Source organism: Micromonospora arida, from assembly GCF_042873195.1.
GTDB lineage: Bacteria > Actinomycetota > Actinomycetes > Mycobacteriales > Micromonosporaceae > Micromonospora > Micromonospora arida.
In genome coordinates this window covers 438,473-456,712 of record NZ_JBIALC010000003.1, presented here as the reverse complement: position 1 = coordinate 456,712, position 18,240 = coordinate 438,473, and the positions used below count along the sequence as shown (strand labels likewise).

At 72.5% G+C, this 18,240-nt stretch carries 16 protein-coding genes; 9 read left to right on the top strand and 7 right to left on the bottom strand.

Annotated elements, in window-relative coordinates; genetic code table 11:
- Positions 1-95: 95 nt before the first annotated feature.
- Positions 96-1,004, top strand: coding sequence for a bis(hydroxyethyl) terephthalate hydrolase (gene bdeA / locus ACFYP0_RS13290; RefSeq protein WP_386995832.1), 909 nt, complete (start codon positions 96-98; stop codon positions 1,002-1,004).
- Between the two features lie 71 nt (positions 1,005-1,075).
- Here the strand turns inward: bdeA and ACFYP0_RS13285 are convergent, their stop codons facing one another.
- Entirely contained in the window at positions 1,076-2,215 is a 1,140-nt protein-coding gene (locus tag ACFYP0_RS13285) for a site-2 protease family protein (protein ID WP_386995830.1), read from the bottom strand.
- A gap of 131 nt (positions 2,216-2,346) precedes the next feature.
- The gene (locus tag ACFYP0_RS13280) at positions 2,347-3,201 is read right to left on the bottom strand and encodes an alpha/beta hydrolase (RefSeq protein ID WP_386995827.1); all 855 of its coding nucleotides are present in this window, start codon (positions 3,199-3,201) and stop codon (positions 2,347-2,349) included.
- Positions 3,202-3,483: 282 nt separating this feature from the next.
- Between ACFYP0_RS13280 and ACFYP0_RS13275 the strand changes: the two genes are divergently transcribed.
- Genes ACFYP0_RS13275 through ACFYP0_RS13260 form a run of 4 tightly spaced genes read left to right on the top strand, consistent with a single transcriptional unit; the run spans position 3,484 to position 6,971 of the window.
- Complete coding sequence (locus ACFYP0_RS13275; protein WP_091409175.1) at positions 3,484-4,383, top strand: ABC transporter ATP-binding protein; 900 nt, start codon at positions 3,484-3,486, stop codon at positions 4,381-4,383.
- A gap of 1 nt (position 4,384) precedes the next feature.
- Positions 4,385-5,185: an ABC transporter permease gene (locus ACFYP0_RS13270; protein WP_355494082.1), complete on the top strand. Its 801-nt coding sequence runs from the start codon at positions 4,385-4,387 to the stop codon at positions 5,183-5,185.
- A 26-nt stretch (positions 5,186-5,211) separates the two neighbouring features.
- Entirely contained in the window at positions 5,212-6,342 is a 1,131-nt protein-coding gene (locus ACFYP0_RS13265) for a sensor histidine kinase (protein WP_386995824.1), read from the top strand.
- Positions 6,339-6,971, top strand: a complete 633-nt coding sequence (locus tag ACFYP0_RS13260) for a response regulator transcription factor (RefSeq protein ID WP_386995822.1) — start codon at positions 6,339-6,341, stop codon at positions 6,969-6,971. Before ACFYP0_RS13265 ends, ACFYP0_RS13260 begins: the two co-directional genes overlap by 4 nt.
- A 16-nt stretch (positions 6,972-6,987) precedes the next feature.
- Here ACFYP0_RS13260 and ACFYP0_RS13255 read toward each other — a convergent pair whose 3' ends face one another.
- Together ACFYP0_RS13255 and ACFYP0_RS13250 are read right to left on the bottom strand one after the other, a co-directional pair.
- On the bottom strand, positions 6,988-7,899 hold the full coding sequence (locus tag ACFYP0_RS13255) for a L,D-transpeptidase (RefSeq protein WP_386995819.1): 912 nt from the start codon (positions 7,897-7,899) through the stop codon (positions 6,988-6,990).
- Positions 7,900-7,974: 75 nt separating this feature from the next.
- Complete coding sequence (locus ACFYP0_RS13250) at positions 7,975-9,420, bottom strand: alpha-amylase (protein WP_355494085.1); 1,446 nt, start codon at positions 9,418-9,420, stop codon at positions 7,975-7,977.
- Positions 9,421-9,704: 284 nt separating this feature from the next.
- On the opposite strand from ACFYP0_RS13250, the gene ACFYP0_RS13245 reads away from it, so the two are divergent.
- From ACFYP0_RS13245 to ACFYP0_RS13230, 4 genes are read left to right on the top strand one after another with little or no spacing between them, the layout of a single operon-like run.
- Positions 9,705-11,339: a hypothetical protein gene (locus tag ACFYP0_RS13245; RefSeq protein ID WP_386995816.1), complete on the top strand. Its 1,635-nt coding sequence runs from the start codon at positions 9,705-9,707 to the stop codon at positions 11,337-11,339.
- Positions 11,339-12,802, top strand: coding sequence for an NADH-quinone oxidoreductase subunit NuoF family protein (locus ACFYP0_RS13240; RefSeq protein WP_208740771.1), 1,464 nt, complete (start codon positions 11,339-11,341; stop codon positions 12,800-12,802). The genes ACFYP0_RS13245 and ACFYP0_RS13240 overlap by 1 nt, the downstream gene beginning before the upstream one ends.
- A gap of 51 nt (positions 12,803-12,853) precedes the next feature.
- The gene (locus ACFYP0_RS13235) at positions 12,854-13,588 is read left to right on the top strand and encodes a TlpA family protein disulfide reductase (protein ID WP_386995814.1); all 735 of its coding nucleotides are present in this window, start codon (positions 12,854-12,856) and stop codon (positions 13,586-13,588) included.
- The gene (locus ACFYP0_RS13230) at positions 13,585-14,505 is read left to right on the top strand and encodes a cytochrome c biogenesis CcdA family protein (protein WP_386995812.1); all 921 of its coding nucleotides are present in this window, start codon (positions 13,585-13,587) and stop codon (positions 14,503-14,505) included. Before ACFYP0_RS13235 ends, ACFYP0_RS13230 begins: the two co-directional genes overlap by 4 nt.
- 15 nt (positions 14,506-14,520) lie before the next feature.
- On the opposite strand, the gene serS is transcribed toward ACFYP0_RS13230, so the two are convergent.
- From serS to ACFYP0_RS13215, 3 genes are all read right to left on the bottom strand, one after another.
- Entirely contained in the window at positions 14,521-15,804 is a 1,284-nt protein-coding gene (serS, locus tag ACFYP0_RS13225; RefSeq protein ID WP_124853442.1) for a serine--tRNA ligase, read from the bottom strand.
- A gap of 97 nt (positions 15,805-15,901) precedes the next feature.
- Entirely contained in the window at positions 15,902-16,984 is a 1,083-nt protein-coding gene (locus tag ACFYP0_RS13220) for a DNA polymerase III subunit beta family protein (RefSeq protein ID WP_355494089.1), read from the bottom strand.
- Positions 16,985-17,009: 25 nt separating this feature from the next.
- Complete coding sequence (locus ACFYP0_RS13215; RefSeq protein WP_356977249.1) at positions 17,010-18,206, bottom strand: saccharopine dehydrogenase family protein; 1,197 nt, start codon at positions 18,204-18,206, stop codon at positions 17,010-17,012.
- Between the last annotated feature and the right edge of the window lie 34 nt (positions 18,207-18,240).

The window sequence follows — 18,240 nt, the reverse complement described above, 5'->3', positions numbered from 1 at the left end:
GGTGGAAGACACGGGACAGACACTGATGCCTGTCGATGAGTCTCATCGTCCGGTCCCCGTCCCGGGACCGTCGGCTCCACCCCCCGGAGCGAGACATGCAGCCCGTACCCGCCATCACCCCCGAGCCAGTCGCCCCGCGCCCCCGCCGCGGTCTGCGCTGGGCGCTCGCCCTGGCCGTGCTCGGCACCGGACTGGGCGCCGCGCCGGCCGCCCACGCCGCCGCCAGCCCGTACGAGCGCGGCCCGGCCCCCACCGTGGCCAGCATCGAGGCCAGCCGGGGCGCGTTCGCCATCGCCCAGAGCACCGTCGCCGCCTCCAGCGTCAGTGGTTTCCGGGGCGGAACGATCTACTACCCGACCAGCACCGCCGAGGGCACCTTCGGTGCGGTGGCGATCTCACCCGGCTACACCGCCACCCAGTCCAGCGTGGCCTGGCTGGGGCCCCGCCTCGCCTCGCAGGGCTTCGTGGTGATCACGATCGACACGCTGTCCCGCTACGACCAGCCGGCCAGCCGGGGCACGCAACTGCTGGCAGCCCTGGACTACCTCACCAACACCAGCGGCGTGCGTACCCGGATCGACCGTAACCGGCTCGCCGTGATGGGGCACTCGATGGGCGGCGGCGGCAGCCTCTCGGCGGCGAACTCACGACCGCAGTTGCAGGCCGCGATCCCGCTGACCGGCTGGCACACCGTCAAGAACTGGTCCGGCGTCCGGGTGCCGACGCTGGTGGTCGGCGCGGAGAACGACTCGGTGGCGCCGGTCTCGTCGCACTCGGAGCCCTTCTACACCAGCCTGCCGTCCACGCTGGACAAGGCGTACCTCGAACTCAACAACGCCAGCCACTCCGCGCCCACCTCGACGAACGTGACCGTCGCCAAGTACAGCATCTCCTGGCTGAAGCGCTTCGTGGACGACGACACCCGCTACGACCAGTTCCTCTGCCCCGCACCCCCAGCCTCGGCAACCATCCAGGAGTACCGCAACACCTGCCCCCACTCCTGACCCCGCGCCCCTTCCGTTGATCATGAGGTTGGCGGTGCCGAGGCCGGCGTGTCGCGCCGCCAACTCCATGATCAACGGGAGGGGGTGGGGGTGCGGAGGGTGCTGCGTTGGACGGCGCGGCTGATGTCACTGGGGGAGACGATCCCGGCCAGGTGGCCGTCTTCGGTCACCACCAGAGCACGGCCGTCGGCGCACTCGGAAAGCCGGGGGAGCAGGTCGTTGAGCTGCTCACCGGGCTGGGCCAGCACCAGTTCGTCGGCTCGACAGGCCACCTCGGCCAGCGTGGTCGACGCCCGCCGCTCCGGCGGCACGCCCCGCACCCGGTCGACGGTGACCAGGCCGATCGGTCGGCCGTCCTCGGTCAGCGGCAGCGCCGAATGCCGGTACGCGAACAGGTAGTGGTCGACGAAGTCCGCGACCGTCATCTGCGCCGAGGCGGTCTGCGGCTGCGGGGTCATCACATCGCCCACCCGAATTCCGCGCAACGCGGTGCCGGTGCGGGCCTGCCGCTCCTCCATCCCGGCCGCGCCGATCAGGAACCAGCCGATCAGGGCCAGCCAGAGCCCGCCGAAACCGACCCCGGACAGGAACTGCCACAACCCCAGGCCGATCAGCAGCACACCCAGCACCCAGCCGGCCCGGGCGGCGACCACTGACGCTCGGGTCCGGTCCCCGGTGGCCTTCCAGACCGCGGCGCGCAGCAACCGGCCACCGTCCAGGGGCGCGGCCGGCAGCACGTTGAAGATGGCCAGCAGCACGTTGATGCCCGCCAACCAGGCCACCGCCCCGAACAGCAGCCCGCCCTGCCCGGCCAGCGCGAGCACCGCCGCGATGGCACCGAAGAACGCCCCGATCAGCAGGCTGACCAGCGGGCCGACACCCGCGATCCGCAACTCCGCGCCCGGGTCACGCGGCTCGCCCCGCAACTCGGCGACACCGCCGAACAGCCACAGCGTGATGCCGTCGACCTCCAGCCCGTTGCGCTTGGCCACCACCGCGTGCGACACCTCGTGGGCGAGCAGGCCGACGAAGAACACCACCGCCGCAGCCAGGCCGGCGAGCAGGTACGCCACTGGCGAGCGGTCCGGGTACGAACGGGGAAACTGGTTCGCGGCCAACCCCCACGCGATCAACGCGAAGATGACCAGCACGCTCCAGTTGACGCCGACCGGCACTCCCGCGACCCGGCCAAGCCGGAAACTGGCCCTCATCGCACAGAGGTACCCCGCCAGGACGCCGACATGCCGCACCGCCAGCGTGGTCTTGCGTGATCAGGCGATGAGAAACAGCTGTCAGAGGCATTCCAGAGCTGTTTCTCATCACCTGATCACGGCAACCGGGGTCAGCGGCGGGGGGCCTCGCTGGCGATTGTCGCCTCCCGGGGCAGGGCCGCCGCGCGCAGCGCCCAGTCCAGCGCGTAGTCGGCGATCGGCTCCCAGCCGCCCTGCCCGACGGTGAAGTGCGATCGGCCGGCGAACTGCTCGTACGCGGTGAGGGCCCGGGACTTCTGGTAGAGCCCGGCGTTGGCGCGGACCACCGACGCCGGCACCACGTGGTCGACCTCGCCGGCCATCAGCAGCAGCGGGGCCCGGTCGTTACGCCCGAAATCGACCCGGGCCGGCGAGCGCGGGTCGAGGTTGGCGAACGCGCCCTCGAAGAAGACCCGCCCGGCGCCGGGGACGGCGTAGCGCTGCCAGGCCCGGTCGGAGTCCTCGCGGCTCATCGCGTTGCCGAACGTGTAGGCGAAGTCGTCCTCCGTGAACGGGACGGCCTTGCTGCGGTTGGCGGGGCTGCGCAGGATCGGGAAGCCCGAGCGCAGCTGACTCAGCGGCACCTTGAGCACCCCCTTGATCGCTGCGGGATGCACCCCCACCACTGCCGCGCCGAGACCCCGGTCGGCGAGGACCTGGGCGAACAGGCCGCCGAACGAGTGCCCCATGATGATCGGCGGTCGGGGCAACGCCCGGATGATCTTGTCGTAGTGCGCGACGATCGTGGCCATGCTCTGCTCGGCGATGGGGCCGGGGTCGTCGCGCAACTGCTCCACGGACCGGTCCATGCCGGGCCAGGCTGGGGCGATGACGTGCATGCCGCGTTCGGTGTACCGCTGGGCCCACCCCTCCCAGCTGCGCGGCGTCATCCAGAGCCCGTGGATCAGCACGACCGTGTCGACCTGACCCTGCGGCGTGGCACCCATCGCGTCCTCCCGGTGTCGCGGCATCCGGGGCAGCGGTTACCCGCTGCCGTGCCGGGAATTCCTCCGCCGGCTGCTCGCCTCGACGGGTCGCGTGCGGGGGCGGACGTGGCAGTGAGCGTGATGACACAGGGGCATCGTGATGACTCAGGGGCATCACGCTCGTCGCGGTGTTTGCTCGCACGGAGGTCACTCTCCGTGGCGTCTGGCCCCTGACAAATGTCACGGCCGGGAGGTGACGACCGCTCCGGGCATCGGGGTACGCCGCGCCGGAGCATCAGTGGCATGACCAGTACGCATCCGGCTGTCGAGTTGGACGGCCTCACCAAGAGCTTCGGCGCGGTCACCGCTGTCGACGGGTTGAGCCTTCGGGTGCAGCCCGGCGAGGTGGTGGCGTTCCTCGGCCCGAACGGCGCGGGCAAGACCACCACCATCGACATGCTGCTCGGGCTGTCCCGCCCGGACAGGGGCACCGTCCGCGTCCTGGGCGGCACCCCGGACGACGCGGTGGCCCGAGGTCGGGTCGCCGCCGTACTCCAGACCGGCGGGCTGCTCAAGGACCTCACCGTGGGCGAGACGGTACGGATGACCGCCCACTTCTACCGGCACACCCGCCCGGCGGCGGAGGTCTTGGAGCGGGCCGGTATCACCGACATCGCCGACCGGGTGGTGGGGCGCTGCTCGGGCGGTCAGCAGCAACGACTGCGCTTCGCGCTGGCCCTGCTGCCCGACCCGGACCTGATGGTGCTCGACGAGCCGACCACCGGCATGGACGTCGAGGGTCGGCGGGACTTCTGGCAGGCGCTGCGCCGAGACGCCCGGCGCGGACGGACCGTCATCTTCGCCACCCACTACCTCGACGAGGCGGACGCGTACGCCGACCGGATCGTGCTGGTCCGGCAGGGGCGCATCGTCGCCGACGGCACCACCGCGGAGATCAAGAACCTGGCCGCCGGCCGTACCGTGCGGGCCACCCTGCCCGGCGCCGACCAGGCCGCGCTCGCCGCGCTGCCCGGCGTGGACGCCGTGGAGGTGCGCGGCGACAGCGTGCTGGTGCGGACCGGCGACTCGGACGCCATCGCCCGGCACCTGCTGACCCGGACCGCCGCGCGGGACGTCGAGATCACCTCCCGCAACCTCGAGGACGCCTTCCTCGCCCTGACCACAGCGCAGACCGGAGCCTGAGATGACCACCTCCACCCCCACCCGCGCCGCTGTCACCGAACCGGACCGTCGGCTGCCCGCGCTGGGCGGGTTCGCTCCCGGCGCCCTGGGCATCGAGCTGCGCCGTGTGCTGCGCAACCGTCGCACCCTCGCCTTCACGCTGATCATGCCGGGCGTCTTCTTCCTCATCTTCGGCCTGCCCCAGCGTGGGCAGTCACTGGACAACGGTCGGCCGGTGACGGCGTACATCATGATCAGCCTGGCCGTGTACGCGGCAATGGTGGCCACGACCAGCGTCGGTGGCGCGGTGGCCACCGAGCGGGCCCTGGGCTGGAGCCGGCAACTGCGGCTCACCCCGCTGCGCCCGGCGGCGTACGTGGCGACCAAGCTGATCACCGCGATGAGCCTCGGCCTGCTCGCGGTGGTCGTCGAGTTCGTAGTGGGTGCGGCGGCAGGCGTCCGCGTCCCGGCGTACGTCTGGCTGCTGTCCGGGCTCGCCGCCTGGCTCGGCTCGCTGGTCTTCGCCGCGTTCGGTCTGTTCATCGGCTACCTGGCGCCGGCCGAGAACGTCATGCAGATCATCGGCCCCGTGCTGGCGGTGCTGGCCATGTTCGGCGGGCTGTTCGTCCCGGTCGAGGTGCTGCCGGACGTGCTCCAGCAGGTCGCGAAGTTCACCCCGGTGTACGGCATGGGCGTGCTGGCTCGCGCTCCCCTCACCGGCGATGGGGTGAGCATGGCGGCGGTGGTCAACCTCGTCGTCTGGGCACTGGTCTTCGGCGTCGGCGCGGCCCGGCTGTTCCGCCGGGACACCGCGCGGGTCTGACCGGCCGGACCGTTAGCGTGAACCCGATGGACCTCTCCACCGGGCAGCCCTGGCCGGTGAACCGCCACTGGCGGTTCACCGGTTGGCTGCTGGCTGCGGTCTGGCTGTTCTTCCTCAACGTGCCGCTCGCCACCGCGCTGCGCCAACCGGAGCCGTGGCGGCGGATCCTCGGTGTGGCCGCCCTGGTCGTCTTCAGCATCGGCTACGTGCTGCTGTTCCAGTGGGCCCGCAGGCTGCGCCAGTCCATGCTGCCGATCCCGGTGGGCCGGGCGCGGGTCGCGTTGGCGCTGCTGTTCGCTGTGGGCTTGGCCAGTCTCCCGGGCACCGGCGGGGACTGGCTGTCCACCGTGGTCTACGTGGCCGCGGCGGCGGTGTTCCTGCTGCCGCGGTGGGAGGCGTTGGCCACCGTGCTGCTCTGCGCGGTGACCCCGGTGCTGGCGTCCTGGCTGGTGCCGGGGTGGGAGGCGGAGAAGGGCATCGTCTTCGCCGTGCTGCTCGCCTCGTTCGCCATGTTCGGGTTCTCCCAGTTGGCTCAGCGCAACAGCGAACTCCGGGCCGCCCAGCAGGAGATCGGCCGGCTCGCGGTCGCCGAGGAGCGGGCCCGCGCCGCCCGCGACCTGCACGACATCCTCGGGCACTCGCTGACCGTGGTGGCGATCAAGGCCGAGTTGGCCGGCCGTCTGATCGAGGTCGACCGGGACCGGGCCGCCGCCGAAATCGCCGAGGTGGAGGCGCTGGCCCGGGCCGCGTTGGCCGACGTGCGACAGACGGTCGGGGCGTACCGCGAGGTCAGCCTCGGCGCCGAGTTGGCGGGCGCCCGCTCCGCGCTGGCCGCGGCGGGCATCGCGGCGGACCTACCGGCCGAGGTGCCGGAGCTGCCGGAGGAGTGGGACCGGTTGTTCGGTTGGGCGATACGGGAAGGGGTGACCAACGTGGTCCGGCACAGCGGGGCGCGGTGCTGCGTGATCCGGGTGTACCCGGACCGGGTCGACATCAGTGACGACGGTCGTGGCCCGTCCACACCCGACCCGAGCGGGCACGGGCTGGTCGGCCTGCGGGAGCGGGCGCGGCGGCTGGACGCGGTGGTGACCGTCGGCCGTCGGCCTGCGGGCGACGGCTTTCTGCTGCGGGTGCACGCGCCGGGGGAGTCCCGGTGAGCGGCGGTTCCACGCCGATCCGGCTGCTGCTCGCCGACGACCAGGCGCTGGTCCGGGGCGCGCTGGCCGCCCTGCTCTCGCTGGAGGAGGACCTGACAGTGGTCGCCGAGGTCGGCCGGGGCGACGAGGTGGTGCCCGAGGCCCGACGCAACGCTCCCGACGTCGCCCTGCTGGACGTGGAGATGCCGGGCCTGGACGGGATCGCCGCCACCGCGGCGTTGCGGGCCGCGCTGCCGACCTGCCGGGTGTTGGTGGTGACGACCTTCGGTCGACCCGGCTACCTGCGCCGGGCGATGGAGGCCGGTGCGAGCGGTTTCGTGGTCAAGGACACCCCGGCCCGGCAGCTCGCCGACGCGGTCCGCAGGGTGCACGCCGGCCTGCGGGTGGTCGACCCGACGCTGGCCGCGGAGACGTTGGCCGCCGGGGTCAGCCCGCTGACGGAGCGGGAGACCGAGGTGCTGCGGACCGCTCGGGGCGGTGGCAGCGCCGCCGACCTGGCGAGGGCGTTGCACCTCTCGGAGGGGACGGTACGCAATCACCTGTCCGCGGCGATCGGCAAGACCGGTGCCCGCAACCGGGCCGACGCGATCCGGGTCGCCGAGCAGAACGGCTGGCTGCTCGGGGACTGACAGTGCGCGCCGGTGCTCAGGCGGTCGGCGGTGGGGCGGCCAGTTGGTCGACCACCACGACGCTGCTGCCGGGACGGACCTCGGCGAGCAGTTCCCGCTGACCGCTGCGGGTGAGCCGGATACAGCCGTTCGTGGTGTTCTCGCCCAGCTCGTCGTCGTTGTACCAGGTGTGCACCCCGATGTGCGCGCCGCGCAGCCCGGACGGCACCGACTCCGGGTCGTCGGGCACCGAACCGAGGGCGTAGATGTCCACCCCGCCGTAGACCTCCTCCGGCGGTGGGGTGCGGCCCAGGATGAAGGTCCGCCCCAGTGGCGTCTCCTGGCCCGACTGGCCGAGGCTGACCTTCCAGGAGCGCACCGCCTTGCCGGCCCGGTACCAGGTGAGCCGGTGGACCTTGCGTTCCACCACGATCTGGTCGCGCAGCGGCACCGTCTCGAACCCGCCGGGCGGCAGCCAGGCGAGCCGTCGGTTGGCCGAGGGCAGCAGGACCGCCGTCCAGCCGGCACGCCGCTTGGCGATCGGCATGGTCAGCTCGACACCGCTGATTGTCGGTTCGAGGAAGGCGCGCGGCCGACCGCCGGGCGCGTCGTACGCGGCGATCCGTCTGGTCGGGTGCACGCCGTCGGCCAGCGGTGTGACGTCCATGGTGTTCGGATCGGTGGGGAACCCTCCGGGTGCGGGGTCGTAGTCGACCACCGGCAGCCCGTCCGGGGCGGGCGCGGCCGGCGGGATCGACTCCTCCGGGCTCTGCTCCACACTGCTCGGAGTGGGGTCGGCTGCCACCACGTTGCGGTCATCGGGGGCCGTCGAGCTCGGCGTCAGGGCCTGGCCGACCAGCAGCGCGGTCACCAGCAGCGCGGGTAAGCCGATCGCGGCGGCCACCCAGAGGCCGCGACGACGGTACGGAGTCTTTCGGTCAAACGACACGAAACCACTCTATGGTGGCGGATGCCTCGGGGCCCCCGGTTCGGCGAGACCCGCCGTCCGGAGGCCCCGGGCGAATCAGATTCGTGCGCCGATGTGGATGGCCACGGCGTCGTGCGCCGGCACGTTCGCCGCGAACCAGCCGCTACCGTCCACCGTGATCACCGGTCCGCTGCACGTGCCGCCCGCGTACGTGCCGTGGACGACGTCGCAGTATCGACCGGCGGGCAGCCCCGTGTAGTAGGAGCGGCCGTTCACCGCGGAGTCCTCGTCGTTGACGGTGAGGAAGCCCTTGCCGCTGCGGCTGAACGCGATGTGGTTGTTGCCGTTGTCGTACCAGTTGGCCACGCCGGCGCCCTCGGTGGCGTTGCGGAAGCCGACCATGTTGGCGATCACCGGCCAGCGGTGTTCGCACTCCCAACCGGAGTAGCAGGTGGCGTTGAGCGTCTTGTTGGCGCCGTCCGACGGCGGGCCGGCGTCCCGGTTGCTGAAGGTGTAGCTGGACATGACCGTCGGGGAGCCGTACGGCCAGGCCAGCATGAAGGCGTTCGCCAGCGCGTAGATGCCCCGGTCGCGGTAGGTCAGCACCCCACCGGAGTCGCGCTGGGTGTCGTGGTTGTCCACGAACACCGAGCCCTTTCCGGTGGGCAGGTGCCCCCAGCCCTCGCCGAAGTTGCGCAGGTACGCCAACCGCTCGGAGCGGAACACCCGGGCCAGGTCCTTGCCGTAGCGGAACTCGTGCACGTCACCGTTGCCGGTGTACTCGGTCGGCTGGACCGGCTCGCCGGCGCCGTAAATGACCTCCTGCACGATGTACGCGGAGCGGGACAGCTTGCCCCTGATGGCGGCGATGTCGGCGGCCGGCATGTGCTTGCTGGCGTCCATCCGGAAGCCGTCGACGCCGAGCGAGAGCAGGTCGTTGAGGTACGAGGCGATCTTCGTGCGGACGTAGTCCGACTCGGTCTTCAGGTCCGAGAGGTTGACCAGTTCACAGTTCTGCACCTCGTACCGGTCGTTGTAGTTGGCGATGTCGTCGCCGCCGTTGCGCCCGCAGTGGTGGAAGTCCTGGGTCTGGTAGATGCCCGGGTAGTCGTAGTGCGAGTAGGACGAGCCGGCCCAGCCGGTGCCGCCGTTGTCCTGACCGGACATGTGGTTGATCACCGCGTCGACGATCACCTTGACCCCGGCCGCGTGGCAGGTGTTCACCATCGACTGGAACTGGGCCCGGGTGCCCTTGCGGGACTCGATCCGATAGCTGACCGGCTGGTACGCCAGCCACCACTGGTTGCCCCGCACGTGCTCCTGCGGGGGCGAGACCTGCACGTAGCCGTAGCCCTTCGGGCCGAGGGTGCTCTGGCACTCGCTGGCCACCGAGGGCCAGTTCCACTCGAAGAGCTGGACGATGACCTTTTTGCCGCCGGACGGGGCGGCGACGGCCGGGGGTGCCGTCACGGCGGTGGGGACGAGCAGGCTGGCGATCAGGCCGAGGGCGAGGAGCGCCGAGCCGCGTCGACGTCGGTGCATGGGGACTCCTGACGGGAGCGGGAGCGGGAGCGGGGGTGGTGGTGCGGGGTGGGGGAGTGCCGGGTTGCCGGAATTTTGCAAGCCTGGCTGAAATTTGCTGAAAGGTTACAAGCGTGTTGCGGCGACTGTCAATGCATGGACATTCGTCACTGTCCGGACCGCTGGGTTGGACGGGTACAACGCACGGCCGCGCCCCTCGGTTCGATTTCGGCCCAGAAATTTCCTTCGGCAGGTGATCCGCGCGCCCCGCCGGTCCGTACTGGATGGGGGACAGGGGTCGGCCGGTGGTGCGCCGCCGCGAGACGATCGAGGAGCAGATGGCCCGGGCACAGCAGGACAAGAAGGCGGCGAAGGTCCGGACCAGCGCCAGCAGTCGGGGGGTGCGCGCCCCGTCACGGTCGGCGAGCGCCCTGCTGATCGCATCGGTGCTCGCCGCGCTCTGGGCGGCGATCATGCTGACCGGCGTCGGTCAGACGGCGTACGCGTACGGCTTCTTCTTCACCGAGTTCTTCGCCGGTGTGGTCTCCCTGGTGGCGTTGAGCCTCACCGTGATGCTCGGCCTGCTCGCCACCGACCGACTGGTGCTGCGCATCCCGCACCGGGTGCTGATGCAGTCGGCGCACCGGGCCACCGGCGTGCTGGGCGTGGCCGGCCTCGGCTTCCACGTCCTCACCAAGGTCGCCACCGGGCGAGCGGCGGCGACCGACGCGCTGGTGCCGTTCGTCGGCGGCCGAGGGCTCTACATCGGGCTCGGCACGGTGGCGGCGCTACTGATGGTCAGCGTGATCTGGACCGGCATCATCCGCGCACGCTTCGCCGGCGTCGGTCCGAAGTGGGTGTGGCGGGCCATGCACTCCGTCGCGTACCTCGCCTGGCCCTTCGCTGTGCTGCACGGCCTCAACGCCGGTCGGGCCGCAGCGCCCTGGGTGGCGTTCAGCTACCTGGGCTGCATTCTGCTGGTGGTGCTGGCCCTGCTGGTCCGGTTCTCGGTCAGCATCGGTCGGCGCAGCCGCGAGCAGCACCAGGCAGCGGTGCGCAACGCGGTCATGGTCGGCCGGGCCGAGGAGGCCAAGACCGCCAGATCGCTGCTGGCCGGGTTGGGTCGGCGCCCGAAGGCCGCCGACAAGCGTCCCGCCTGGGCGGACACCACCACCGCCACCTGGGCCGCGCCGGCCGCGCGGCGCGACCCGGAACGGTTCACTGTCCCGGTGGTGCCCGAGCCCGGTTCCCTCGTCGAGCCGGCCCGGCCGAGCCGCCGTCGGCGGGAGGAGGAGCCGGCCGCCCGCCGCGACACCGAACGGTCCTCGCGCGGCCGACGTGCCGACGAGGAGTCGACGACCCGCCGGTCGGCCCGCCGCAGCGTGGAGGAGACCGACATCCGTCGACGGGACGAGGAGGAGGTCGAGCCGGTGACCCGGCGGCGCACCTCGCGTACCCGCGACGAGGCCGTGCCGACCGGCCGGCGACGCGCCGACGAGCAGACCGCTGAGCGGTCCCGTCGCCGGTCCCGCAGCGAGGACGACGGCAGCCGTTACTCGGCGCCGCCGCGGTCGACCCGCGACGAGGCCGAGGAGCCGTGGGACAGCCCACGCCGGTGGCAGGCCGACGAGCCCATCTCCGTCGAGCCGATCTCGGCCGGCCCGGTCTCCAGCAGCCCGATCTCGTCGGCGCCGCGCAGCGGCAGCGGCCGGCACAGCGTCGAGGACGACCTGCCCGAGGAGCCGGACTACTGGCGTCCGCCGGCCCGGTACGTGCCGGACGAGGTGGCGCCGCCCGTCGACGACACCCCGACCCTTGTCGACCTGGCATCCCGCCGCGCCAAGCGGGCAGCCGGCGAGGGCAAGTCCAAGCGCCGCAAGGCCAGCGCCGACGCGGTGGACGGGGCGTACTGGGCCGGGCTGCGGGGTGAGGCGAAGTGATGCGGACCGCCGTGCCACCTGTCGCCTGTGTGGGTGAGCCCCGGCTCACCGCCGGCTTCGCCGAGTACGGCCGACTCGACCTGCGCGCGCACGAGGAGGTGCACGGACCGATCGGCCCGATGGAACCCGCGCAGCTGCTCCAGCTCGCCGAGGGCATGCAGCTCAAGGGCAAGGGCGGGGCGGGGTTCCCGTTCGCCCGCAAGATGCGCGCGGTGCTGGAGTCCTGCGAACGGCAGGACCTGGCCGCCGTGGTGGTGGTCAACGCCACCGAGGGGGAGCCGGCCAGCTGGAAGGACAAGGTCCTGCTGACCCGCGCCCCGCACCTGATCCTGGACGGCGCGGCGTTGGCCGCGTACGCGCTGGACGCCGACGAGATCGTGATCGGCGTGGCGGACGACGGGGTCGGCCGGGACTCACTGATGGACGCGCTCGACGAGCGCCGGATGCCGGTGCAGACGACGATCGTCACAGTGCCGCACCGGTTCATCTCCGGCGAGGGCGGCGCACTCGTCAACGGGATCAACGGGCTGCCGCACATCCCGCCGGGCACCAAGAAGCGCTCCAGCGACTCCGGGGTCAGCGGCCTACCCACCCTGCTGTCCAACGCCGAGACGTTTTCCCAGCTCGCCATCGGTGCCCGACTGGGCCCGTACGAGTACGCGGCGCTCGGCACCGACGACGAGCCGGGCACCGTGCTGCTCACCGTGACCGGCGCGGCGGGCCGACCGGCGGTGGTGGAGTGCACCGCCGGCATGCCGCTGCGCGACGTCCTCGACCTGTGCGAGGTGCCGGACGTCCAGGGCATCCTGATGGGCGGCTACCACGGCAAGTGGATCACCCCGGAGGCGGCGGAGAAGGCCGAGGTCTCCCGCAAGGGCCTGGCCGCCGTCGGCGGCACCCTCGGCGCGGGCATCATCGTCCCGCTCGGCGTCGACACCTGCCCGCTCGGTGAGGCCGCCCAGGTGGTGCGCTACCTGGCCGGCGAGTCCGCCGGGCAGTGCGGGCCGTGCAAGATGGGCCTGCCGGACCTGGCCCGCGCGGTGGACCTGGCCGTCGCCGGCAGCCAACCGGCGGACGTGGTGCGCGCCGCCGCCGGCGAGGTGAAGGGCCGGGGCGCGTGCAGCCACCCCGACGGCACCGCCCGGTTCGCGCTCTCCGCGATCGAGGTCTTCGCCGAGGACCTGCGGCTGCACAGCACCGGCGACGGCTGTGGCCGACGGGTCAAGGGCTCGATGGGGCTGCCGGGCGCACCCGACGCGAATCCGCAGAAGCTCACCCTGGACTGGTCCCGCTGCGACGGGCACGGCCTCTGCGCGCACGTCGTACCGGACTTCATCCGGCTCGACGCGAACGGATATCCCGCCTTCCCGGCCACTCCCGTGCCGACCTGGCTGCGCGAGGGCGCGTTGAAGGCGGTCAAGGTCTGCCCGGAGTTGGCTCTCCGACTCGCCAAGGCCGAGTAGCGAAGCGTCAGGCCCAGCATGGGTCCCTTCCGGACCGGAACGGAGAAGCGGATGCGGATCAGCATGGCGTGGACAGGGGCCGGGCAGCTTCGCCGCTGGACAGCGGCCGGGCAGCTTCGCCGCTGGACAGGGGCCGGGCAGCTTCGCCGCTGGACAGGGGCCGGGCAGCTTCGCCGCTGGACAGGGGCCGGGCAGCTTCGCCGTGCCGCCACCGCCGGGGCGCTCGTGGTGGCCCTGTTCGGTGTTGCCGCCTGTACCGGCACCGCGCCGGGTGGGCCCGCCGCCGCTGGATCGGCCCCGGCCTCGACCGATGCGTCGTCCGCCCCGACCGGTGCCCCGCCCACCCCGACCGGCGGGCCACCCGCCGCTCCGGCGCAGGTTCCGGACGTGCTGCGCTTCACCGGGACCACGCTCGGTGGGGCCGCGTTCGACGCGGCACAGCTCGCCGGCAAACCGGTGGTGCTGTGGTTCTGGGCGCCGTGGTGCGCCACCTGCGCCAGCCAGGCCTGGACGGTGGCCGAGATCGAACCCCGGTACCGGGACACCGTGCCGATCGTCGGCGTCGCCGGGCTGGGCGAGCGGAAGGCCATGAAGGAGTTCGTCACCGAGTTCGACCTCGGCGCGACGCCCCAGATCGAGGACACCAGGGGCGCGCTCTGGAAGCGGTTCAAGGTGACCGAGCAGAGCATCTTCGTGATCATCGACCGGAACGGCGCGGTCGTCCACCACGGTTTCCTCGACGGTGAGGCGCTCACCGCCAAGGTCGCCGCACTGGCCGGGGCGTGACCGCCGCACTGCTGCTCGCGCTGACCGCCGGCATGCTCGGCGCGGTCAACCCGTGCGGCTTCGCGTTGCTGCCCGCGTACCTCTCGCTGTTGGTCGCCGGGAAGTCGGACACCCGCGGCGCGGTCGGCCGCGCGCTCACCGCGGCGGCCGGGCTGACAGTGGGGTACGTGCTGGTTTTCGGCGCGTTCGGCCTGGCGCTCGCGCCGCTGGCCGGCTGGTTGCGGCCCCGGCTGCCGTGGCTGACCGTGACGCTCGGCGTGCTGCTGGTGGTGGCCGGCTGCTGGTTGCTCGCCGGTCGGCGGCTGCCCGCCCCCGGCTGGTCCGCCCGGGCACCCCGGCTGACCCGGTCCTGGCCGTCGATGGCGCTGTTCGGAGCGGCGTACGCGCTGGCGTCACTCGGCTGCGCCATCGCGCCGTTCCTGGCCATCGTGGTGACCAGCCTCCAGGCCGGCTCGACCGGTCAGGGGTTGGCGCTGTTCGGTGCGTACGCCCTCGGGATGGGTCTGGTGGTCGCGGTCGCCGCGCTCGGGGTGGCGCTGCTGCGCGACGGCCTGGTGGCCCGGCTGCGCGTCGCCGGCGCGCTGGTGCCCCGCCTCAGTGGCCTGATGCTGCTGGTCACCGGCGGTTACGTCGCCTGGTACGGCTGGTACGAGCTACGCCTGGCCGCCGGCCGTCGCGACGCCCTGCACGACCCGGTCATCCAAGCGGCGTCGCAGCTACAACACACAGTGGCCAACGCCCTGGACGCGGCAGGCCCAGCACTGCTGCTCGCAGCCCTGGCAGCCCTCCTCCTCGCTGCAGCCCTGACCCGCCGCCCCCGCGACCCCCGCCGCCCCCGCGATCTTGCAGTTTCTGTTGCGACGAAAGACGCAGACCCCCGCATCGCGGGAACCGAAACTGCAAGATCGACAGGGTGAGGCGAGAGGCCGAGGTCAGCGGGGGGTCAGACGGTCGGTGCCGAGGCGGTCCTGGAGGACCTTGGGGACCAGGACGCTGCCGTCGGCCTGCTGGTACTGCTCCAGGATGGCCGGGAAGAGCCGGCTGGTGGCCAGCGCCGACCCGTTGAGGGTGTGCACGAAGCGCGTCTGCTTGCCGCCCGGCTCGCGGTAACGGATTGCCGCCCGACGAGCCTGGTAGTCGCCGGCCCAGGAGACCGACGACACCTCCTTGTACTTGCCGGTGCTCGGCATCCACACCTCGATGTCGAGGGTCTTCTTCATCGAGGCGCTGGCGTCACCGGCCGAGAGCAGCGTGCGCTGGTAGTGCAGACCCAGCCCCTCGACCAGGCTCTCGGCGTGGGCGAGCATCTCCTCCAGCGCAGCGTCGGCCTGCTCCGGCAGGGTGAACTGGAAGATCTCCACCTTGTTGAACTGGTGCCCCCGCACCGTGCCGCGCTCGTCCGAGTGCGAGCCGGCCGACTCCCGTCGGTAGCACGGGGTGTACGCGAACGCCTTCAGCGGCAGCTTCGGGGTCTCCAGGATCTCGTCCTGGTACGCGCCGAGGATCGCCGTCTCCGACGTGGGCAGCAGGAACTGGCCACGCGGGGCGGACGCCGAGTCCAGGTGGTAGACGTCGTCGTAGAACTTGGGGAACTGCCCGGCGGCGAAGCCGGCCGAATCCAGCAGCAGGTGCGGCGGGAGCAGGAACTCGTAACCGGCCTTGATGTGCTGGTCGACGAAGTAGTTGAGCAGCGCCCACTCCAGCCGGGCGCCGACCCCGGTGTACATCCAGAAACCGGACCCGCCGAGCTTGACCCCGCGCTCGTAGTCGACCAGGCCCAACGCGCGGCTCAGCTCCACGTGGTCGCGGACCTTCTCGATCACCGGCGGCTCGCCGAAGGTCTTCACCACCCGGTTGGCTTCCTTGCCGCCGGCCACCACGTCGTCGCTGGGCAGGTTGGGCAGCTCACTCATCGCGTCGCGCAGCCGGGCCTGCACCTCGTCCAGCTGGGACTCCAGCTCGGCGAGCTGCTTACGCTCCGCCTCCGGCGCGGCGGCCTGCGGCTCCTCGCCGGCCCGCTTCGCCTGCGCGTACGCCCGGGCCTCGGCCTTGCGGCGCTGCCGCTCAGCGTCGATCTCCGTGATCAGGGCGCGGCGTTCCTGGTCGAGCCGCTGGATCTCGTCCAGGGCCCGGGTGACCTCGGCGGGATCCAGGCGCTTCGCCAGCGCGGTCGCCACCGCCTCGCGATCCTTCCGGATCAACTCCATGTCGAGCATGCTGCTCCGTACGCCTCCGTCCGGGGTTCACAGGTGAACCACCAGATGCTACCGTCGCGAGCTTTTCCTCCCCGGATGGGGAGTGCTGCCCGCCGACTCAGAGCCGGATCGGCATGAGCACCGAGTAGGTGTCCGCGTCGTCCGGTCGGCGTACGGCCAGCGGGGCGATCGGCCCATCCAGCTCCAGGACCAGTTGCGGGCCGCCGGCCGCGTTCAGCGCGTCCAGCAGGTAACCACCGTCCACCCCGACCCGCAGCGCGTCGGTGCCCAGGTCGGCGGCGGGAAGCAGCCGCAGCTCGCCCTGGTCGTCGACGCCGAGCACTGTGACCTCCCGGGTCGTGCCGTCGTGGTCGAGGGCGACAGTGGGGGCCGCCGGGTCGGCCAGCGCGGCGCGCAGCGCGGCCACGTCCACCGGGATCCGGCGCGCGGTCGGCCGCTCACCGACGGACTTGCGCAGCAGCCGGTGGTAGTCCGGGAAGTCGTACGGCAGGGCGGCGCCGGTCAGCGTGCGGTCGGCCACCCGCACCCGCAGGTCCGTGCCCGCCACTGTCAGCCGTACCGGCCAGGGGTCGGCGGTGTCGAGCAGTGGCCGGAGCTCATCGACCAGAGCCACCGGCAGGAACACCCGCACCGGCGGCCCGTCAACGTCGGCACCGGCCCGAGCCAGCGCGAGCCGGTACCGGTCGGTGGCGACGAGCCGGACGCCGTCGGACTCCACGTCGAACAGCACTCCGGCCAGCATCGGCAGCTCCGGGTCGACGCCGACGGCGAAGCGCACCGCGTCGAGCGCTGCGGCCAGGGCGGCGGGGGTGACCAGGAGTGTGGTGGCGGTCGGCGGGGCCGGGTCGACCAGGGCGCGGAGCCGGTCGGCCTCGCGGCGGGCGTCACTGAGCCCGTCGGCCAGCCGGCGCAGGTGCGCGTCGAGCAGTTGGTGCACCACTGCCGGCTCGGCGCGTACCGCGGCGGCGATCTCCGGCACCGGCATGCCGATCCGGCGCAGCCCGGCCACCAGCCGGGCCGGAGCGATCTGCCCCTCGGTGTACCAGCGGTAGCCGGTCACCGGGTCGACCAGGGTCGGCTCCAGCACCCCCGCCGAGTCGTAGAAGCGCAGTGCGCTGACGGTCAGGCCGCTGGCCCGGGCCAGCTCGCCGATGCTGTGCAGGTCGCTCACGCTGGGCATCCTGCTCCCTCGACCCGGTTGAGGGTCAAGCCGCGGGCTCCCGCGTCTCCTGCTTGAGCACCCGGAAGGTGAGGTCGGCCCGGACGAGCCGGTCGAGCAGCGCGTCACCCATCGCGGCGACCGGGGTGAGCTGGCCGGCGGTCGGCGGCAGCTCGTCGAGCGCCAGGCAGAGCGCTGACTCGGCCAGCATCTTCGCCGTCTCGTCGTAGCCGGGGTCACCGCCGGCGACCTCGGTGACCACCCGTTGCCCGCCGCCGGTGCCGACGAACCGGACCCGGAACCAGGACGACGCTCGCTGCTGGGCGGTGGGCCCCTGCCCGGACGCGAGCCGCCCGAGCAGCCAGCGTCGGCTGGGCGGCAGCTTCACCAGCCCGATCAGCGCGCCGAGACCGGCCGCGCCGGCCAGCACTGTGGGCAGCCGCTTCACGGCGGCGAAGTGCCGGTAGCGGAAGTCCGGGCCGTACTCCGGGCGGGCCGTCGCCGAGCGGCGGACCACCTGCGGGTCGATGGTCGGCAGTGGCACGGTCCAGATCCCCAGCTCCGCCGAGCGGGCCAGCCGGCCGGGCACCGCCCGGACCCGCCGGTCGGTGGGGCGCGGCTCGACCGCCCGACGGGCCCGGGCAGCCTGGCTGGCCTGCTCGGTACGGGAGAACGCGGTGAGCGCCGAGTGGTAGGTGCCGGCGGAGAACCGGCCGCCGGCGCGCACGTACCCGTCCACGGTGATCGGGACGTCGGCGGGCAGCTGCTTGACGGTGAACCAGACGCCCAGGTCGTGCGGGACGGAGTCGAAGCCGCAGGCGTGCACCAGCCGCGCGCCGGTGCGGGTCGCCTCGGCGTGGTGGCGCACGTACATGAGGTCGACGAACTCCGGCTCGCCGGTGATGTCCAGGTAGTCGGTGCCGGCCCGGGCGCAGGCCGCGACCAGCGGCTCCCCGTGGTGGATGTACGGGCCGACCGTGCTGGCCACCACCCGGGCGCCCTCCGCCACCGTCCGCAGGGAGTCGGCGTCGGTCACGTCGGCGGTGAGCAGCGGCAGGTCGGCCAGGCTCGGGTCGATCGCGACGAGCCGTTCCCGTACGGCGGCGAGGCGCTGCGGGTTGCGCCCGGCCAGCGCCCAGCGCAGCTCGGCCGGCGCGTGTCGGGCCAGGTATTCAGCGGTCAGGCCGCCGGTGAACCCGGTCGCTCCGAACAGCACCACGTCGTACGTTCGCTCGCCAGTCATCCTCAGAGTCTGCCATTCGTGGTCACCGATCAGC

Excerpts from the sequence above, each read along its gene's own strand:
- bdeA (WP_386995832.1), top strand. The coding sequence starts at position 96 with ATGCAGCCCGTACCCGCCATCACCCCCGAGCCAGTCGCCCCGCGCCCC.
- ACFYP0_RS13285 (WP_386995830.1), bottom strand. The coding sequence starts at position 2,215 with ATGAGGGCCAGTTTCCGGCTTGGCCGGGTCGCGGGAGTGCCGGTCGGC.
- ACFYP0_RS13280 (WP_386995827.1), bottom strand. The coding sequence starts at position 3,201 with ATGGGTGCCACGCCGCAGGGTCAGGTCGACACGGTCGTGCTGATCCAC.
- ACFYP0_RS13275 (WP_091409175.1), top strand. The coding sequence starts at position 3,484 with ATGACCAGTACGCATCCGGCTGTCGAGTTGGACGGCCTCACCAAGAGC.
- ACFYP0_RS13270 (WP_355494082.1), top strand. The coding sequence starts at position 4,385 with ATGACCACCTCCACCCCCACCCGCGCCGCTGTCACCGAACCGGACCGT.
- ACFYP0_RS13265 (WP_386995824.1), top strand. The coding sequence starts at position 5,212 with ATGGACCTCTCCACCGGGCAGCCCTGGCCGGTGAACCGCCACTGGCGG.
- ACFYP0_RS13250 (WP_355494085.1), bottom strand. The coding sequence starts at position 9,420 with ATGCACCGACGTCGACGCGGCTCGGCGCTCCTCGCCCTCGGCCTGATC.
- ACFYP0_RS13240 (WP_208740771.1), top strand. The coding sequence starts at position 11,339 with ATGCGGACCGCCGTGCCACCTGTCGCCTGTGTGGGTGAGCCCCGGCTC.
- ACFYP0_RS13235 (WP_386995814.1), top strand. The coding sequence starts at position 12,854 with ATGCGGATCAGCATGGCGTGGACAGGGGCCGGGCAGCTTCGCCGCTGG.
- serS (WP_124853442.1), bottom strand. The coding sequence starts at position 15,804 with ATGCTCGACATGGAGTTGATCCGGAAGGATCGCGAGGCGGTGGCGACC.
- ACFYP0_RS13220 (WP_355494089.1), bottom strand. The coding sequence starts at position 16,984 with ATGCCCAGCGTGAGCGACCTGCACAGCATCGGCGAGCTGGCCCGGGCC.
- ACFYP0_RS13215 (WP_356977249.1), bottom strand. The coding sequence starts at position 18,206 with ATGACTGGCGAGCGAACGTACGACGTGGTGCTGTTCGGAGCGACCGGG.